General features: G+C 63.9%; 24 protein-coding genes and 1 pseudogene. 2 read left to right on the forward strand and 23 right to left on the reverse strand.

Features of this window, described 5'->3' with window-relative positions:
* The 19 genes and pseudogenes from HK26_RS11380 to HK26_RS11470 form a co-directional block, all read right to left on the reverse strand.
* A partial coding sequence (locus HK26_RS11380; protein ID WP_086639891.1) for a hypothetical protein occupies window positions 1-912 on the reverse strand: 912 nt, incomplete at its 3' end.
* 130 nt (window positions 913-1,042) lie between these two features.
* Window positions 1,043-1,513: a hypothetical protein gene (locus HK26_RS11385; protein WP_086639892.1), complete on the reverse strand. Its 471-nt coding sequence runs from the start codon at window positions 1,511-1,513 to the stop codon at window positions 1,043-1,045.
* Between the two features lies 1 nt (window position 1,514).
* Window positions 1,515-1,949: a phage tail fiber protein gene (locus tag HK26_RS11390; RefSeq protein WP_086639893.1), complete on the reverse strand. Its 435-nt coding sequence runs from the start codon at window positions 1,947-1,949 to the stop codon at window positions 1,515-1,517.
* Between the two features lie 2 nt (window positions 1,950-1,951).
* Complete coding sequence (locus HK26_RS11395; RefSeq protein ID WP_086639894.1) at window positions 1,952-3,115, reverse strand: DUF3383 family protein; 1,164 nt, start codon at window positions 3,113-3,115, stop codon at window positions 1,952-1,954.
* A 4-nt stretch (window positions 3,116-3,119) separates the two neighbouring features.
* Window positions 3,120-3,680, reverse strand: coding sequence for a phage neck terminator protein (locus HK26_RS11400; protein ID WP_086639895.1), 561 nt, complete (start codon window positions 3,678-3,680; stop codon window positions 3,120-3,122).
* Window positions 3,632-4,015, reverse strand: coding sequence for a hypothetical protein (locus tag HK26_RS11405; protein WP_086639896.1), 384 nt, complete (start codon window positions 4,013-4,015; stop codon window positions 3,632-3,634). The genes HK26_RS11400 and HK26_RS11405 overlap by 49 nt, the downstream gene beginning before the upstream one ends.
* Window positions 4,016-4,043: 28 nt before the next feature.
* Entirely contained in the window at window positions 4,044-4,526 is a 483-nt protein-coding gene (locus HK26_RS11410) for a DUF4054 domain-containing protein (protein WP_086639897.1), read from the reverse strand.
* Window positions 4,526-4,969 carry a hypothetical protein gene (locus HK26_RS11415; protein ID WP_086639898.1) on the reverse strand — a complete coding sequence of 148 codons (444 nt, stop codon included), beginning with the start codon at window positions 4,967-4,969 and terminating at the stop codon, window positions 4,526-4,528. Before HK26_RS11415 ends, HK26_RS11410 begins: the two co-directional genes overlap by 1 nt.
* A gap of 5 nt (window positions 4,970-4,974) precedes the next feature.
* Window positions 4,975-6,036, reverse strand: coding sequence for a hypothetical protein (locus HK26_RS11420; RefSeq protein ID WP_086639899.1), 1,062 nt, complete (start codon window positions 6,034-6,036; stop codon window positions 4,975-4,977).
* 6 nt (window positions 6,037-6,042) lie between these two features.
* Window positions 6,043-6,264 (reverse strand): hypothetical protein, encoded by a 222-nt coding sequence (locus HK26_RS11425; RefSeq protein WP_086639900.1) that lies wholly within the window; start codon window positions 6,262-6,264, stop codon window positions 6,043-6,045.
* A 46-nt stretch (window positions 6,265-6,310) separates the two neighbouring features.
* Window positions 6,311-6,583 (reverse strand): annotated as a pseudogene (locus HK26_RS14035) (structural cement protein Gp24); the annotation flags it as partial.
* Between the two features lie 18 nt (window positions 6,584-6,601).
* Window positions 6,602-7,825, reverse strand: a complete 1,224-nt coding sequence (locus HK26_RS11435; RefSeq protein WP_180539538.1) for a DUF2213 domain-containing protein — start codon at window positions 7,823-7,825, stop codon at window positions 6,602-6,604.
* Window positions 7,818-9,521, reverse strand: a complete 1,704-nt coding sequence (locus HK26_RS11440) for a phage portal protein (RefSeq protein ID WP_086639903.1) — start codon at window positions 9,519-9,521, stop codon at window positions 7,818-7,820. The genes HK26_RS11435 and HK26_RS11440 overlap by 8 nt, the downstream gene beginning before the upstream one ends.
* Window positions 9,522-9,526: 5 nt before the next feature.
* Entirely contained in the window at window positions 9,527-10,780 is a 1,254-nt protein-coding gene (locus tag HK26_RS11445) for a PBSX family phage terminase large subunit (protein WP_086639904.1), read from the reverse strand.
* A complete protein-coding gene (locus tag HK26_RS11450) occupies window positions 10,777-11,238 on the reverse strand; it encodes a terminase small subunit-like protein (RefSeq protein ID WP_143296352.1) in 462 nt (153 codons plus the stop codon). Before HK26_RS11450 ends, HK26_RS11445 begins: the two co-directional genes overlap by 4 nt.
* Entirely contained in the window at window positions 11,174-11,593 is a 420-nt protein-coding gene (locus HK26_RS11455) for a hypothetical protein (protein WP_148299133.1), read from the reverse strand. The genes HK26_RS11450 and HK26_RS11455 overlap by 65 nt, the downstream gene beginning before the upstream one ends.
* 191 nt (window positions 11,594-11,784) lie before the next feature.
* Complete coding sequence (locus HK26_RS11460; protein ID WP_086639907.1) at window positions 11,785-12,408, reverse strand: hypothetical protein; 624 nt, start codon at window positions 12,406-12,408, stop codon at window positions 11,785-11,787.
* Between the two features lie 87 nt (window positions 12,409-12,495).
* Entirely contained in the window at window positions 12,496-13,062 is a 567-nt protein-coding gene (locus tag HK26_RS11465) for a hypothetical protein (RefSeq protein WP_086639908.1), read from the reverse strand.
* The gene (locus tag HK26_RS11470) at window positions 13,059-13,865 is read right to left on the reverse strand and encodes a DUF1376 domain-containing protein (RefSeq protein ID WP_086639909.1); all 807 of its coding nucleotides are present in this window, start codon (window positions 13,863-13,865) and stop codon (window positions 13,059-13,061) included. Before HK26_RS11470 ends, HK26_RS11465 begins: the two co-directional genes overlap by 4 nt.
* Window positions 13,866-13,919: 54 nt before the next feature.
* On the opposite strand from HK26_RS11470, the gene HK26_RS11475 reads away from it, so the two are divergent.
* The gene (locus HK26_RS11475) at window positions 13,920-14,720 is read left to right on the forward strand and encodes a LexA family transcriptional regulator (RefSeq protein WP_257640989.1); all 801 of its coding nucleotides are present in this window, start codon (window positions 13,920-13,922) and stop codon (window positions 14,718-14,720) included.
* 111 nt (window positions 14,721-14,831) lie between these two features.
* Window positions 14,832-15,155 (forward strand): hypothetical protein, encoded by a 324-nt coding sequence (locus HK26_RS11480; RefSeq protein ID WP_086639910.1) that lies wholly within the window; start codon window positions 14,832-14,834, stop codon window positions 15,153-15,155.
* 98 nt (window positions 15,156-15,253) lie between these two features.
* On the opposite strand, the gene HK26_RS13930 is transcribed toward HK26_RS11480, so the two are convergent.
* The 4 genes from HK26_RS13930 to HK26_RS13295 are packed head-to-tail and all read right to left on the reverse strand — an operon-like array spanning window position 15,254 to window position 16,406.
* Window positions 15,254-15,379 carry a hypothetical protein gene (locus HK26_RS13930; RefSeq protein ID WP_257640990.1) on the reverse strand — a complete coding sequence of 42 codons (126 nt, stop codon included), beginning with the start codon at window positions 15,377-15,379 and terminating at the stop codon, window positions 15,254-15,256.
* Window positions 15,376-15,576, reverse strand: coding sequence for a hypothetical protein (locus tag HK26_RS11485; protein WP_086639911.1), 201 nt, complete (start codon window positions 15,574-15,576; stop codon window positions 15,376-15,378). Before HK26_RS11485 ends, HK26_RS13930 begins: the two co-directional genes overlap by 4 nt.
* 3 nt (window positions 15,577-15,579) lie before the next feature.
* A complete protein-coding gene (locus tag HK26_RS11490; RefSeq protein ID WP_257640991.1) occupies window positions 15,580-16,014 on the reverse strand; it encodes a hypothetical protein in 435 nt (144 codons plus the stop codon).
* Between the two features lie 26 nt (window positions 16,015-16,040).
* Complete coding sequence (locus tag HK26_RS13295) at window positions 16,041-16,406, reverse strand: hypothetical protein (RefSeq protein WP_143296354.1); 366 nt, start codon at window positions 16,404-16,406, stop codon at window positions 16,041-16,043.
* Window positions 16,407-16,473 lie beyond the last annotated feature (67 nt).

The following is a 16,473-nucleotide window of genomic DNA, read 5'->3' on the forward strand; positions in this document are numbered from 1 at the left end:
CACCCCCCCCGCCATAAGGCCGGTATGCGGGCCGCCCGCATGCGCCACGCCCGCACCGTGCAGACCATGCCCCCCAACCCGGACCATATGCGTGGCATGCCCCTGCCACCCGTGCCCTAACAGAGCCGCAAACGCACGCTGGCCCGCATGGCCCGCCACATGCCCGCCCGGAGCACGCACGCCCCGCATGGGCGAGCGCACCGCCCCCACACCCTGCGCGGGCGGCGGGATGTGCCGGGCCGCAGCCCCCCTAAGCGCATGGGCGCCAAGACCCGCAGCCTTGGCCACCAGCGGTTTGAGACTGTCCTCCCCCGTGTGCGTCCCCCCAGCCACATGCCTTGTGTGCGCGGGAGCAATGCGCTCAGCGGTATGTGAAAAGCCTTTTTGCAAAGCTGTTTTTTGGGAATACACGCCGCGCAGAACCGTAGCAGAAGCCGCAGGTGCTGGCAGGGCAGGCACGCCCCTCCGCCCCCCTACGGGCGCAGGGCGCCGTGTTGCCACGCCTGCCCCCTGCAACAAGGCCGCGCTGGTAGCACCAGCCTTCTGCCGCAATGCGGCCTTGGGCGCGGGCTCCTGCCCCGCAGAGAGCTCTATATTGCCACCTGCTGCGTGCTGCGGCCCACCGGAAGGCGCGTTGTGGCGTGCTGGTACGCGCGTGGCATGCAGGGCTGCGGGCACTATGGTCGGGACAAGAGCTGCCAGTGCGCTCCGCCGCCCATGCCGTTGCCCCGACACCGCCGAGCCCCTCCCAGCCGCCACCAGAACAGACAGCACGGCACGCGCCCAGACCAGCCCCGCATCCGCCCTGCCAGAATCCCCCCTGCCCGCAGCAGAACACGCGCCCGTATGTGCAGGATGTGCGGCATGTGCATGGAGCCAGGCGGTGCTCAGGCACTGTGTTAGCGTTGCCATTGTTCTTACCTGTTAAACCGTTTGACCAGAGCCATTTCCAGCAGATTTTCAAAATCCTCGCTGTCATACACACTCTGGAGTTCGTGCAGGCTGGCCAGACCTTCGAGCATGACCAGCGCGTGCCGTTCACTTACATTGGGGCATCGGGCGGCGGGGCGCTGGGTTCCGTCTGGAGCAGGGCCGACAGAAGGGAGAACAACGGGCCGACGCCTTTGAAAAAATCCACATGCAGGGCAAACGCTTCCTTCTGGAGCCAGCCAACGGTGAGAATTTCCTCCAGATCGCTCTCATCAAGCGGACGGCGGACGGCTGTATTGCGCGGGTCTGGCTGCACGCTCACACAGCGCATGAGCCGCTCGATCAGCCCGTCCATGCGCTGCGGGTCCATGGCGCCAAAAATGCCAAGCCCCACAGCAGCAAGCCCGGCCAGCCCCGCGTCCTCATCCAGCCCCGGAATATCCGCGCCCGAGGCAATGGCCGCCTGCAGGCAGTGCCGCCCCCACTGGTCCGCCTCCATGGCGGGCATACGGGTAATGACAAACACCTTGCCGTGGTCCGCCCCCTGCATGGGCACACGGACACTGATCTGACGCAGCGCCATGTTACAGCCCCGCCGGGTAAATGGCCTGCCAGCGCACGGCAAAGTGCCGGTCCGCCAGCATACGCCCGGCAGAGGGCATGGGGGCCATACCGCTCAGCACGCCGTTGACCATGGTGTATTTGCGCCCTGTGGAGGTCAGGGTAATTTCCGCCCCAAGGCGGTAGAGCGTGCGCGCAGTCTGCTGCGCGGTCATAATGGCCTCAAACACCACAACGCTCTCGCTCGCAGCAGAGAGCACAATGTTCTGGTCCACCGGCTCGGGCACAAAGCCCGCGTTGAGGTAACCATCAATGGACATCTGCGTTTGCGCGCAGGACTGCTCGGCCACATCCCACGCGCGGTCTGTGGCAAAGTTTTTGAGCGTGACAGGCGCGTTGTAAAGGCCCGGCACGGTAATGGTGAAAATGGCATTGGCTGCCGAAATATCGAGCGCCATGGTTACTGCACCTCAACACTGTTCAGGGTTATGGCCTGCACGCTCTGCCCGTCCGCGTACCACAGGCGGGCAGGCGGGGTGGTGCGCGCCACACGGAAGGAGGCCGCAGCGGTGGACACATTGGGCATAAAGTACCACCCACGCGTGGCCACACTGTCCGCCGCAGTCGCCACGGCCGCCGCGTTGTTGATCTGCTGCTTCTGCGCTGTGGTCAGCGCCACACCGGGCTGGATGGCCCCAAAGCCCAGAGCCTGCGTAATGGTGCCCTGCACACTGGCGGCCACCAGTGTATCCCCTTCCGTATTATACGGAATCTGCCCTGTGTTCAGCAGCAGGTTTACAAGGTCTGTAGTCAGGCTGGCGTTAAGCCATATCTGGTTGACGTAACTGTCCGCCCACAAAAACGGGCCGGATACGCAGCCGGGCCGCATGAACTGGAACGTGCTGGAGGCATTGGCATACGCGCCATAAAAATTATAGCCATTGTCGAGCAATGTGGCAGCCGTTGTGCCATCTGTGACCGCAGGGGCAAGCAGGCCCGATGCATCCTGCACCATGGCCAGCGTCTGCCGCCCCGCCGTGGTGCCAAAGGAGAGGGACGCCATCCATCCCAGGCACAGTGCGGCACTGAGCGGGTCGTTATAAACCACGCTCACACCACTCAGGTTCTGGTTTTTAAGCCACACGCCAAAGGCTGTTGTGCTGTTCTGGGTTGTGGCCTGCGCGTCCGTATCCCACAGGACGGCCCATAGCGTGTTGCCCTGAAGGGCGACCCACTGGGCAAGGGCCTGCTTGTCCGCCAGATCAGGCTCAAAAGCGGGGGCCAGTGCGTTCCATGCCGCATTGGTCGCACGCAGGGTGCCCAGCTGCTCGGCAACGCTCTGGCCCGTGGCGGGGTTGGCATACCCGCCAAACAGCAGGCGTGCGGGGGTCATGACCGCATTGGTGTAGCCTGCAAAATAAACGCAGGCCATCTGGTATTCTACAGATGTCATACCAAATGCGGTACCGACATCGGCAGCGGTGGTAAAGCTCTTTACGGTGCCAACAGGCACCACGGCCACATTGGTGCTGAGCACAAGGCCGGTCAGCGCGTTCAGGCTACCGCCTGCGGCCAGTACACCGGGTGCGACCTTGACAAGGGTGGAAATGGGAATGCCAGCCACAGCGTTACTCCTCTGGCGGGTCGGTCACATCGGCACTGAGTGCGATGACCGAAAGGGTTGTTGCAAAATCCTGAGCAATACTCGTCTGGAATGTGACCTGCATGTGCAGGACAACACTCCAGTGTTCCTCATACTGGTGTTCCCCCTCCCAAAAACCCGAGCGGGTGGGGGCGTCCGCATCCAGCGGAGCAAGGGGGAATGGCAGCCCGGCAAAACAGGTGGCGGCATCTGGGTCACGCCACAGGGTGGTTATGGCCTGCACACCGGCCCCGGCCCCCGGCCCGAACAGGCCAAGCTGCATGCCCAGCCTGACCGGCTCGCGCACCTCCCGCGTGGTGGGGGTGTAGGTCCAGCTATTGGTGGCAAGGCGCTCGCGCTCAAGCAGAAGCATGGTGACAAAAGGCAGGGCCGGTGGGGCCACGCGGTTCTGCTGCCCCTGCACCACGGCCATGCCCGCGGGCAGAATACCCAGCAGCCAGTTACGCACCGCGCCGTAAATCTGCCCGTCGTCGGGGGTTATGCTGGTGCCGGACTGCTCTGCCGCGTAACCAGAACCTTGGACCATTCGCCCGCCCCCCATTGTTCAAGGGACTGGGTGATCAGCCAGTCCGCACCATAAAACCGCAAAATATCGCCCCCACACTGCAAGGGTCTGTCCAGTGCCTGTGCGGCGGCGGGCAGGTACACCACGCACCTGTCCGCCGCACGGGCAATGTTGGCCACCAGTTGCAGGTCTTCCCCCGCAAGGGCCTGCACCTCCACCTGTATGTCCGTTGTGGTGTAGGTGGGGGTCTGGCTGCCATCGGGGTTGGTGACACTGCCAGTGCTGCGCAGCAGCGTTGCCGCAACGCAGGGGTTCACGGCACCACTCAGCCGACCAGCCAGAGCAAAAAGCCGCATGGAAGTGCCCTCCTGACAAACAGAAAAATCATGGCCATATGCGTGGGGTCTGCGGCCCGCCGGGTATGTAGCGCGCCTGCCGCAACCCCCGCGTTGCCGCCCAGAAGGCCGCTCCATACGGGGTCTGGGCAAACCATGCCGCCCGCTCGGACGGGTGGGCATACTCCGTCGTGACCGACACGCTCCCCCTGCTGGCCGAGGCCACACGCCCGACCAGACCACCCTGCCCGCCCTGCTCCTGCGGCAAAAAGAGTGTGGCAATATGGGCCACCAGCAACTCAAGCAGCAGGGTGCGCCTGCCCACATCCCGCACAGGGCTGGTGGGCGTGTTGGGCAGGTAGAGGACCGCCTGCGCAAAACAGGCCAGAGCCTGCTCCGCCCTCACATTGGCCGCAAGGGCTGCAAAGCGGGTGGACCAGCCTGCGTAGTCAAACACAACCACCCCCGGCGTGCCCTGCCCCGCCACCAGTGCGCCCGCAGCAGCCGGGGCCGTTGTGGTGGCCCCCGACATCAGGCCACGTCCCTGGCAAAGGGGGTTACGCCGGGCAGGCTGGTGGGCTCCAGCCCTTCCAGCCCGCTGCGGTGCTGGCCGCGCTCGGCCAGCTCGGCCCCGGCGTCCCGCTCGGTGGAGCGGGCAAAGACCAGCCCGTTTTTGAGCGGCAGAAAATTGGGGTTTTGCGCACACCATGCCTGCCAGAAGCTGGCATCCACCTGTGTGCGCCCACCCATGCCAAGCAGCAGGTTGTCCCGCGCATGGTAGCGCGGGTCTGCCTTGGCCCCGTTCAGCCGCACGCTGGCGGTGGGTTTGGGGGGCGCCATGACCGGGGTGGGCGTGCGGGCACGGGTCGCCAGTTCGTCCGTGTCATACAGGTCCAGCACAAGCCCTGCGGGCATGCGGCAGATTACCGTAACCGTGCTGGCCCCACGCGGGGTGTTTAAAGGTGCTGCTGCCATTGGTGTTAAATCCCTGCCATGGTCACGCAGGCCTGCGGGTAGAACCAGATGGTCCCCCATGTACCCTGCGATTTTTTCTGCCTGAAGCTGGAGGAATACCGTTCCACCGCATGGGCGCGCAGTTTTTCGGTAAAGGCGGTGGTGACCGACTGCTGGCCCTCCACCTCGCTCACAAACAACTGCATAAGCGTGGTTGTGGCCTGCCCGCCGCCCAGCGTTACCCCGGCTTCGGGCAGGGTCTGGATGGTCAGGTTGGGCAGGTTCTTCTTCAGCAGGTCACTCAGCGCGACCTGATACTGATTGGTATAAAGCAGGCACTGCTGGCGCTCGGTGGGGATAACCAGCGTAAGGGGGGATTCAAGCGTCAGGTTGCCCCCCATCTGCGCGGACAATGTGCCAAAAGCCTTGAGAATATCGGCATAAACCTGAACGGGGTCCGTTGTATCCGCCCATGTGTTGCCCGCCGCTGCCGTGCCCGATGCCGCGTATTTGGGTGTAGGAGCAATGGCTGCGGGCAGGTTGGGGTCGTTCAGTGCGCCATACAGCTCCAGCCCGGCCACGCCAAACAGGTTGATCTGGTTCTGGTTGCGGTTGAGCACGGAGGCAGAGGCAAGGTTCTTCTGGTTGACCCAGTCAATTTTGGCAGCCCCCATGCGCTCCACCTCGCGCTCGCCCCAGCGGGTCCATGTCTGGTAGTAAAAGGACTGGCGCTGCACCCAGTTGGCGTTGGACTCCACGGTGCCAGCGGGGCTGTAATCATCATATGCTGCGGCATAGCCGGAGAGTTCCACAACAGGGAACTGCGCGGTATCGGTTGTCCAGTCCCCCTTGCGCGCACTGCCGTAAATGGCCTCCGAGCGGGTGGGCGTGACCAGCGCGCGAATAACCACCGGGTCCGTGTAGGTGGTAAAAAGGGTGGGAATACCGCTGTTAGGGACCGTTACCGCCACATTGGCAGGCAGGGCCGCATCCTGCGCCAGCTCGGAAAAATAGCGGCTGACACCACCAAGGTGGATGCCCCAGTCCCGTGCAAGGGCTGGGGCATCGTTACGGAAAAATGTGCTCATGCTCTGTTAGTTCCCTGTACCCGAGGAGGAGACCGTGCTGCGCGCACCCGCCAGCGGCCCGGTGATAATGAACGGCAGACCCGCAGCAGCACCCAGCGCTACCGACCAGCCCGTATCCACCGTACCGGTCGGGGCGGCCCCTGCTGCGCCACACTGGAGCGTGCCATCGGCCAACGCGGCATAAACCGCCTGCCCCGCGACCGAGACCGTGGTGGCAATGGCAAACACATCCCCCCCCTTCGGCCAGGTCCACCATAAAGCCCTGTGCAATGGTCATGGTGTTCTGCCCAAGGTACTGCGTGACCTGCCCCTGCTGGCTCCGCACCACAAAACCTGTGGGAGCCGCCTTGGGGTTTGCCGCATCCGGCTTGTTCAAAACCGTTGCGCCATCGGCCTGCACCCAGGCAAAGGCAGCAATGGCCACACCGCCAGCCCCGGCACAAAACCCGTTACTGCCGGACACAACCATGCGCTGGGGGTTCTGGCTTGCCCATGCACCGGGGAACCCGGCAGGCCAGCCGTAATGCACTGTATTGGGAAAAGGCATTGTTTGTGCCTCCTTGTTTTAGAGTTTGCGTGGCGCATGCACGCCAAAGCGGGTTGCAAGGCAGGCCGCATGATCGGCCGCACCCCGAGCACTCCCATGCCCCGCACCCGTGGCGGCCGCCGGGGCAGCCGTGCCAAGGCAGGCCAGCACAAGGGCTTTAAGCCCCGGCTCGTTCACACCCTCGGTCTGCACGCCCTGCTCGCCCAGCGCGTAACGCAGAATATCGGCGGCACTGTCCATGCCCAGCACATCCCCCACCAGAGGGCGCACAAGGGTGCGGGCCTCCTGCGCATGGGCTGCGCGGGTACGCTCGGCAGCAAGGGCTGCGGCCACGGCCGTATGCACGGCACTGTCCTGCGCTGTAGCGGGGTCTGCTGCGGGATCTGCCGGGGCCTGCGCCACAGCGGCCTTTGGCGGCACAGCCGTGGCACAGGCGGTGGACGCCCCCGCCACAGGCGCATGACCTGCGGGCGTAGCCGTAGCACCCGCTGTGACTACCCGCGCACCCGGCCCATGCTCCTGCCCGTGCTCCTGCTCTGGCGGGGTGGGGCCGGTGTTGTGTTCCAGCCATGCCTTAAGCTCGGCTACAGGGGCGGTCATGGCCAGTGTGCCTGCGCCAAAAGCTGCACCAAGGCGGGCAAAAACCTGCCCGGCCGTAGGGGCCGTATGTGTTTGAAGCATAAAAATATCCCTTGGGTTGGCATCCGCCACCACAACATCCGGGCCAGCGCGCCCGCTGGGCACAAGGGCCACGTGGTTGCCGCGAATATTGGTCATGCGCCCGTCATAAGGCTGGCCTTCAAACTGGCCTGCCTCCATGACCGGCGTGTAGCGGTACGCGCAGGAGAGTTCGCGCTGCGCGCCTGAGCGGATGTTGTGAATGGCCCCGGCGTTCCAGATCGCCAGAGAATTGGTCAGGTAGGGGCTGGCAAAGCGGGCGTGAGTGCCCGTTGTGCCGACCACCAGATCGGCCCTTGGCGCATCCGCCGTAACATGGGCATGTTCGGCCAGAACCGGCAGGGCGTTAAAGGTGGGGGCTGCGCGCGCCAGCTCCGCCGGGTCACGCAAAAGGTGGTAGAGCCTGTCTGGCACAAGGCCCAGCGTGTCCGCGCCCGGTATTTCGCGCCCCCAGTAGGCGTTGACGGTGGCCTTGCTAATGGGGGTTGTGGCCACGTGCAGGCGTCCGTCCTCATCGGTCATGCGGACCGAGCCCATGCGGTCATGGGCCAGTATGTTATTCATGCTGTTCTGCTCTTTTTGCCTGTGGCGTGTTGGGCTGCTCCCCACCTGCGGGCAGGGGGCGGGCAAGGCCTGCGGTGCGGTACAGGCTGTGCGCATCCGCCGCCTCCCGCGCGCGGGCCTCGTGCGCGGTAATCTTGCCCGAGCGGATATTGGCCGTGTCCATATCGGTTTTTGTTTTTTCTACCGCTGCGGCCTCCTGTTCGGACATCTGCCACAAGGGCACGAACTCAAAGTCCAGATCGGGGTCTATGGCCCCCCACAGGTTAAGCTGGACAAGCTGGAACAGCGCGCGCAGCACGGGGGCCATGTGTGCTTCCTGAAAAGCGGCGATCTCGTCATAAAAAACCCTGATCTCGCCTTGCGAAGACGCATTGAGCCCCTGCGGCTGGATGCCAAACAGCTTGACCAGCGGAATACCGGGAATACCGGCCATGAACTCCTGCGACTGGGCCTGCAATTCCGCAAGACCGCTGAGCGGGGCTGACTTGATGTCAAAATCCTCGCTCTCGCGGTCGAGCACAAAGGTGCCGTTGTTGCTCTGCCACGCATTCATGACCGCAACGCGGGCACTCACGCTGTCTGCGTCAATATCGGCATACTGCAAGCCTGCATCGGTCTGCATGGTGCCGCTCATGTCGGTTTTTAAAATCTTGGTGGCAAAATTGCTCACCATGTCCGACACCGACTGCCGCGTGCGCAGGAAATTGTGCACATACGGCTCAAGCATCTGTGGCAGGGCCAGCCCACCAAAGTTGAAGGCGGGTTTGAGAATATCCGGCACCTCAAACGGCACAATGCTGAGCAGGCGCGTGCTGTTGACCAGCACCCCCTGCACCCACCAGTCTGCGGGGCGGTAATAGTCCGCGCGCAGGGGGTTGTCGGCATTGTAGCTGTTGGGCGTGGTCCATATGGGGTCTATGTTCACCAGCCGCTCAAGCTGGCCGCGCGCCATGCCGTGCGGGGTGGCGCGCAACGGCACACCCTGGCCCACATCACTCAGGGCTGCACCGCGCAGGCCCACCCATATGTGGCCCACGCCAAAGCCCAGACCCTGCACAATCTGGCGGCGCACCACATCGCGCACATGCAGGCGCAGGAACTCCGCCTCCACCGCGCGCAGGCGGGCCGCCGTGCCTGCCGCATCCACCTGCGCACCATTGCAACGGAAGCGGATCCACGCCCGTGTGGCCTCACGCGCAATAATTTCCACGGGTTTTCTAAACTCGGCACGCAGCATCATGGCGGCAAGCGTGGGGTAGCCCTTAAAGGCAAGCCCCTGCTCCACAAAGGCCGAGGCCATGCCATACTGCTCCGCAGCATACGCCCCAAGCCCTGCATCCATAGCCATTGCCGCAGCGCCCGCACCGCGCACCCCGCGTGGGGGCTGGTAGGGCTGGAACAGCGCCGCCGCACGCTCGTCCGCCGTGGCCGGGGGCTGGGTGAGCGCTGCAGTGCTCCCCCAGCCAAACAGCCCGCCAAGGCGCATGCGCCGCACGCCAGAGGGTGTGTGCGCGCCAGCCCAGGAGCGCCCCCGGCCCCCCGCAACCGCGGGGCGGGGCAGATACGGCTCCCTGTGCTGCGGCCCACCCACATGGGGGAGCGGGGTTTGCACCCGTGTGCTGGGGTGGGGGTTTTGCACCCCGTGCGCGGCACCCGCGCCCCAGCGCCCGCACAGGCGGGTTAACCAGTCTGTCATCTGTTTTATCCACCCTTGCTGGCGTGCTGAATGTGCTGGAGTGTTCCAGCGTTAAAGCGGGGCATGGCGCGCCGGTTATGGATAATGCCGTCCAGCGCATAACGCAGCGCATCTATCCAGTGGTTGTGCGCGTCCTCCACAATGGGCAGAACATCCCCCGTGTCCTTATCAACCCTGTAGGAATACAAACGAAATTCCTCCAACACCCGCCTACAGCGCGGGTGGACCACAATACGCCCGAACGCCTTGAGCCGGGCGATACCATCCTCCACGCTACCGGGCCATTTTTTGGCGGCACTGATACGAAAACCATAGCTGCGGGCCAGAAAGCTGATAGTCTCCGGCCGTGCGCCATCTGCCCGCCACGGCCACAGCCGGGCTTGGGGTATCTGCTCCAGCACGGCGGGTATGGCATCAAGCTCCACACCCACGCCCCCGGCCTCGTGGTCGATATACAAAGCGTTGTCGGCCACAAAGCAGCGCAGGGCTGCCAGCGGGTCTTTGGCAAAACCCCAGTCCACACCATAGTAAAACCGCACCCCATCGGGGGTGACAAAGTCCTGCACACACACACGGCCTGCAAACACCTGCGCGGCAGAAAAACTCTGGTAATCCCCCTCCCACACATGGCCGTATTCATCGGGGCGGCTGCGCTGGTCCTCCACCCGCTCGGCAGGCAGAGTGCCCTGCTCAAACCACGGGTTATCCGACCAGTTGGCACGGACCGCCACAAGGTCTGCCCGGTCCGAGCCTGCACCACGGAAGAACGCATCCACCGCATCGGTCGGGGCATGAGGGTTCCACGATGCCCATATTTCCGCCCCTGCTTTACGCAATGTGGGGCGGAGCATGCGCCAGCTCTGGGCGGAAATACACTGCGCCTCCTCCACCCATGCCCGGTCAAACCCTTCAAGCGACTTCAGGCTTTCCGCCGTGTGGTTCTGCATGCCCTGAAAAACGATCAGCCCGTCACCGGGGGTGCGGATAATCCTGTCCTGCACATCAAAATACCGGTTCAGGTTAAACTGGCTGATCTTGTCTATAATCAACTGACGTGAGGACAGGCGGGTGGATGTCTGCACCTCGCGCAGGCATACCGTGCGGTGGCCCGCCAGCCGCAGGTGCTCCTCCACCACACATTCGCCAAAAAAATGCGACTTGCCAGACCCCCGCCCCCCATACGCCCCCTTGTAGCGGCACGGCGCCAGCAGGGGTGCAAACACCCGCGCTGTGGGGATTTTAAGGCTCGGCCTGCTCATGCCCCCCGCGCCCCCCGTGCGGCGGGGTCCACAATAACGCGGCGGATGGTGCGTGGCCTGCCATCGGGCTGGGTGGTGGGGTCGGGTTGCGGCTCATTGCCCGCTTTTTCGCCGTAGCGGGCGGGCGCACGCTTGGACATGATCCATTTGAGCGTATCAATCCGCAAGCGCATGGCGGCGGTGTCCTCCCCGTTAATGCTATGGACCTCCTGCAACAGCCGGTCCTCAAACGCTTCGGCCGCCAGCACGCGCGCACGGGCGTAACGGCTGGCAAGGGCGGGGCTGGCACGCAGGCTGGCACGCATGTGCTCCCACGTGGGCATGCCCGCGCCGGTGCTGATCTGGCGCAGGGTCTGCCCCTCCTCCGCTTGGCTGAAGATGTGCTCCCACACCTCAGGCGTAATAGGCGGGTCGGGTTTGTGTGCTGCGTGGTCTTGTGTTTTTTTGCATGCAGGCATGGGCGTGCCCCTTACTGTATGGTCGGCTCCGAGGTGGCCAGCCCCCCTCCGCCTTCTGGGCGCTGCCCTCCCGCAGGATCATGGCCTGAATGCGCTGCATGGCGGGCTGGGGCAGTTGCCCCACAACGGCGCCCCGCACGGCCCGCTCGCTTACAACGCACCGCACACGCACTTCTGGCGGCAGATTGGCCTGTGCGCTCTCGCACCACGAAAGGGCAACATCGGCCCTGTGTCGGGTTGTTTCCGCCTCGGGCACCAAAAAGCAGAGCAGTGCCTGCCCTGCGCGCACACCAACGCATACCGCATCCGTGCGGTGCAGGCGCACCACATCGGCATAGCTGACTGACCGGGTCATGTTTTTTCCAGATAATAAAAAAGCGGCCAGTGTGCCGCGCAAAAACCGGGCCATAAAAAAAGCCGCCCGGTGAGGCGGCTTTTTGCGATCTGGCGCAGGAATTCCAATGTAGGTATTTACATACGCAGGCTGCGCGCACATGGCAAGCGAAAAAACACACAAGCTCGCGTTTTTTTCGCAATACCGTGTTTTCAGCCTGTCTTTTTTTCCACCACACGCGGGCTTTCCCCCTGTTTTTTGCGCGGTGTTGCCTGTGTGGTGCGCGTCCGGCGCAGGCTGGCATAAAACCCTTCCAGCTGCTCCAGCAGCATGCCACACTGGGCCGAGACCTTAAGCCGCGACCGCGCATCCGACAGGTGTGGAAAAAGCACCCGCCCCATCTGCATAAATGACAACTCATCAACCAGCATCAGCTTGAGGCGGACCTGCGCGCACAGGCCCAGCGCGTGGCGCACATCGCTCAGGCGGCCAGCCGCGTGGGCGCGCGTCATCTGCCACGACACGTCATCATGCCGGGTCAGGTTATTGGCTGTGTGGCCGGGGGCATATTCAATATGCCCGACAGAGGCAAACACCCAGTCCCTGTACCACCGCTCGGCTGCATTGGCCGCATCCTGCGTAATATCGCGCGCAGTGAGCAAAGCCTGCACCGTACCCAGCACCCGTAGCGGTGCATCGGGTCCGCAACCGTGCGTAACAAACACGGATTTTGCCATCCGCTCAGGCGTGGGGCCGCACCCGGCCTGCGTGGACAAAAAACCGGCAGAAGCCACAGAACCCTGCTTTTTGGAAATCTGCCTATGCGATGTGCTCATTTTGTATAAAATCCTTGTCTGCCCGGCTGCCAGAATGTTGGCGCAACAGGCTGTAAAACATTCACTCTTTTGTTACTCATGGCGGATTCAGGGCTGGTTTTTCATACAATCCACATTATCCACAGGGTTGTACACAGGCTGGGGTGCGTGCTGCTGCTCCCATAATGCCCAGCGCCGCTCCTGTGCCTGCGCACGCAGCACGCGCTGGTCAGCCTCCGCCACCAGCAGGCGCAACCGGCCGTGGGTCACACGGGCTATGCCGCACTGCTCCTCCAGCAAGGCCACAAGCTGTGCTGCGGACGGAAAAAACGTAAACGCCACCAGCGCCCGACGGACGGACACCGCATTCCACGCCAGTGCAGGCACTGGGGCGCAGGCCGCCGCCAGTGCGCCACAGCGCAGGTGCAGGGCCACACCGGGCAGCGGGTTGACCACGCCTGCGTTCAGCATTTCTGCAAACTCCTCGACCAGTGCGCTCACTTGCGGTTCGGGCAGTGGGGCCAGTGCGCGGGTATAGGCAGGCAATGCGGCCCGGGCCTCTGCCTCCAGCGCTACAGAGGGGGCAAACCCACCGGGCCGTAACGCCGCCAGATGGGCCGCCAGCGCGGGGCTGAGCGCGGGCAGCACAATGCGCGGGGTGTGCAGCACGCTCATACCCCCGGCTCCACGGTACCTGCCTGCCCTATTGGCGGGGCGTTAGTGCACACCGGCCCGGTGTGCTGGGTGCAAGATGCCCCTCCGGCCTGCACAGCCCGGCGCTGCGTCAACCGCACCGCCTGTTCCTCCAGCGGGTGGGGAGCGCGGGCTCCAGTACGGCCCGCCGCGCGCGCGCCACCCTGCCCCGCCCCATACGCAGCCCCCCGCGCACCCGCTGACCGGGCCTTGCCCCGCACCGGCACTGCCTGTGCACACGCCCCATTCTCATCCTGCCCCGAACGGAGTGAGGGACTCTCGCTCTCCCTTTCACTCTCCCTTGCATATACGCGGGCATTTGCGCTGGTTGTGCCGTGGCATATGCCGTCCTCCTCCGGCGTACGACCCCAGCGGCGGGCCGCACGGGCACGCTGGGCCAGACGGGCCTTCCATGCCTGATTGGCCTTCTGGGCGATAACGGGGTGGTACAACCGCCCGTCCGAGCAGACGACCCAGCCGTGCAGCGCCATAGCGCGCAAGGCAGGCCACCGCCCACCTGCCCCCGACAGATGTGCCAGAACCCGCTCATTATGCGGCAGGCTGCCCGCGGGCACCTGCTGCCATGCCTTGCACCACAGGGCCACGGCGCATTTAAACCCGTCCCCCGTGCTGAGGGCGAACAGGTCACTGTCCAGCAGGCGGCAGGTGTCGAGCGGCATAAAGGGCAGGCCCCGCAGGTCGCTCTGCGGCGGGGTCATTGGGGCCGGAAAAGGCCTTTGCGGCTCTTGCACCGCATCCGGCAGGCTGGTATGTGCGTTGTTCATGCACACAATGTGCGTACTAAAAACACAAACTGCAAGCGGCTTTTACGCACTGACATGCACGACACTTTTGCCCACAATGCAGCCATGAACAAGAATCAGATCACGGACAGGCTAAAAGCCCTGCGCGAGCGCGCTGGTTATACGATTCGTGAGTTCGCACGCGAACTGGGGTACGGGGACAAGTTCTCCTCCTACCGCATGTATGAGACAACCTACAAAAAGGATGTCCTGCCCCTGCCCATGGTCAAGACCATGGTGCCCCTGCTCAACGGCAGGGGGGAGCCCCCGATTACCGCCAACGAGGTCTGGAACCTTGCCGGTGTGAGCGCTGGCGAATCCGGCCTTGTGGCCCGGCTGACGCCCCGCCCCCCGCCAGCTCCGCCCCAACCCGCAGCCGATACCGCACCGCAGGCGGGTGCGGGCCGCATTGCCATTCCTGAATACGATGTCATTACCTCCGCAGGGCCGGGCTGCGTGCCCGTTTTGTGCGCCCCGCAGGACGGGCTGCGCCCGGTGGAACACTGGACCCTGCCGCGCGGTTACGTGGCTGCTTTTTCCGAAACACCAGACACGCTGGCCATTGTCCGCGTGGCGGGGGACAGTATGGAGCCGGACTACCAGTCGGGCGACCGGGTGCTGGTGGACACGGCCCACCGCATTCCCTCCCCCCCCGGTGTCTATGTGCTCTGGGACGGGTTTGGCCTTGTGCTCAAACGTCTGGAGCTGATCCCCGGCATGGAGGAACCCCGCCGGGTGCGGATCATGAGCATTAACCCCGGCTACTCCACCTATGAACTCACACTCGACGAGATCAGTATTAACGGTCGTGTTGTGGGCAAATGGACATGGAAGTAGCGCCCGACACACCCTGAGCAGCCCTGCGCCGCACACATATGCGTGTTGCCAGCTCTTGCATTGTGCATTTATTATGCACATACTGCCCGCGTGTTGTTGAGGGAGAGAGCTTTGGAACCACACACGCCCGACCATGGCCCCGAGCACGGCCCCCATGCCACACAGGCTGATGCCTACACACAGGCCGCACGGCGTGGCCTGTTCAGCACCGATACCCTGCCCCCAGCCATGGCGGAAGAACTGGCCCGGTATGAGCAGGCCATCCTGCACCTGCGTGCAGCCCGCCACAGCCTGCAATGGCCGTTTTACACCCATGCGGATTTTGCCCACGACCAGAACCAGTATTGCACGGAAAGCATTGGGGAAATTGTGCAGACCGTGCGCACACTGCGTGAGCAGCAACAGCAGGCATTTGGGGCAGACACCCCACCCTGAGGCGGCACGGGGTGCGGCGGCTCCCACCTTCCCTCCACACAGGGCACAGGCACAGGCACCGGGCACCGGGCACCGGGCACCGGCGGGAGCCAGCACGCTCAGGGCTGGTTGGGCCAGCCCCCATCCCGCCGGGCCAGCAGGCGGAGTGCCAAGGCCAGCATAACCCCTACCCCACCCACAAGCGCGCCACCCAACACCAAGCCGCACTCAAAATCGGTATTCATGAAGCCTGAATAGCCGCGTTATCTGCCTGACATCTGGCAAAAAGGGCCGCAATATCAGCATCACTCGGGCCGGTGCCACTTCTGCTCTGCTCAATGGCGCTCAAAACCGTGTCATACGCCTGCGGGCCATATTTTTCGGCCAGAGACACAACAGTGCCGACAACACCCAGTATGGCGCTTATTTCTGCTGCGGTCATGGGTCAGTTACTCCCGGTCGTGGCGGGCGTTGCAGCCTCTGCCGATGTGGTGGTGGTCTGGCTGGCAGGCGTGGTGCAGCTTTGGGGGGTATTCCCCTGCCGCAGTCCGGTCCAGCAGGTGGAAAAAGAGGCAAAATCTGCCTGAAGGGCCGCAACGGCTGTTTGGCTCAGTGTATCGTTGTTCTGTATGGACTGCTCAAGGGCTGCAAGTTCGTTGAGCACACTCTGGCTGGCCTGGCGGGCAAGGCTTTTTTGCGCAGCACTCAGGCTGACACCGGGCACATGCCCCGCCATAACATCGGGCATGGGGCTGGCCAGCAGGTGGTACGCGCTGGCCGTGTCATACACCGCCTGCCGCAGCTTGCCCTGCGCTGTTTGCGCGCACGCTCCCAGCAGGCACAGTGCCGCAAGGCACGGTAACGCTTTTGCTTTTTTCATACTTTTTGTTCCTGTAAGGATTATTTTCAGGCTGTGGTGTTTTTTTCGGCCACAGTACCCCCAGCACTCTGGGCTAAACCCGGGGGCTGGCCGGGTGCTGGGGCCAGAGCAGCCCTACCCAGATGCGCCGCCATATAGGGCACGGCATAACGCACCCCAAGCCCCGCCACCCGCACGATCTGGTACAGCACGATCAGCACCCTGTTCTGGCTGGGTGCGGGCACTGCCGCCGTTATGGCCGCACAGGTCACCATACCCGCACAGATTGCCAGCCCGATGTTTTGTGGCAGAACGGCAAAAAACGAGGGAATAAAAGCAACAATTGCAGCCACCTTGGCCGTGTTGCCTGTTGTGGTGCACGCCACAGGCGCGCTCTGGCCAGTATTGGCCATGGTTGGAACCTCCTTGTGGATGGTTGCGTGCCGCCTTTTCCGCCACCCCGACAGCACAGGCCCATAG

It is taken from the genome of Acetobacter okinawensis (assembly GCF_002153655.1).
GTDB lineage: Bacteria > Pseudomonadota > Alphaproteobacteria > Acetobacterales > Acetobacteraceae > Acetobacter > Acetobacter okinawensis_A.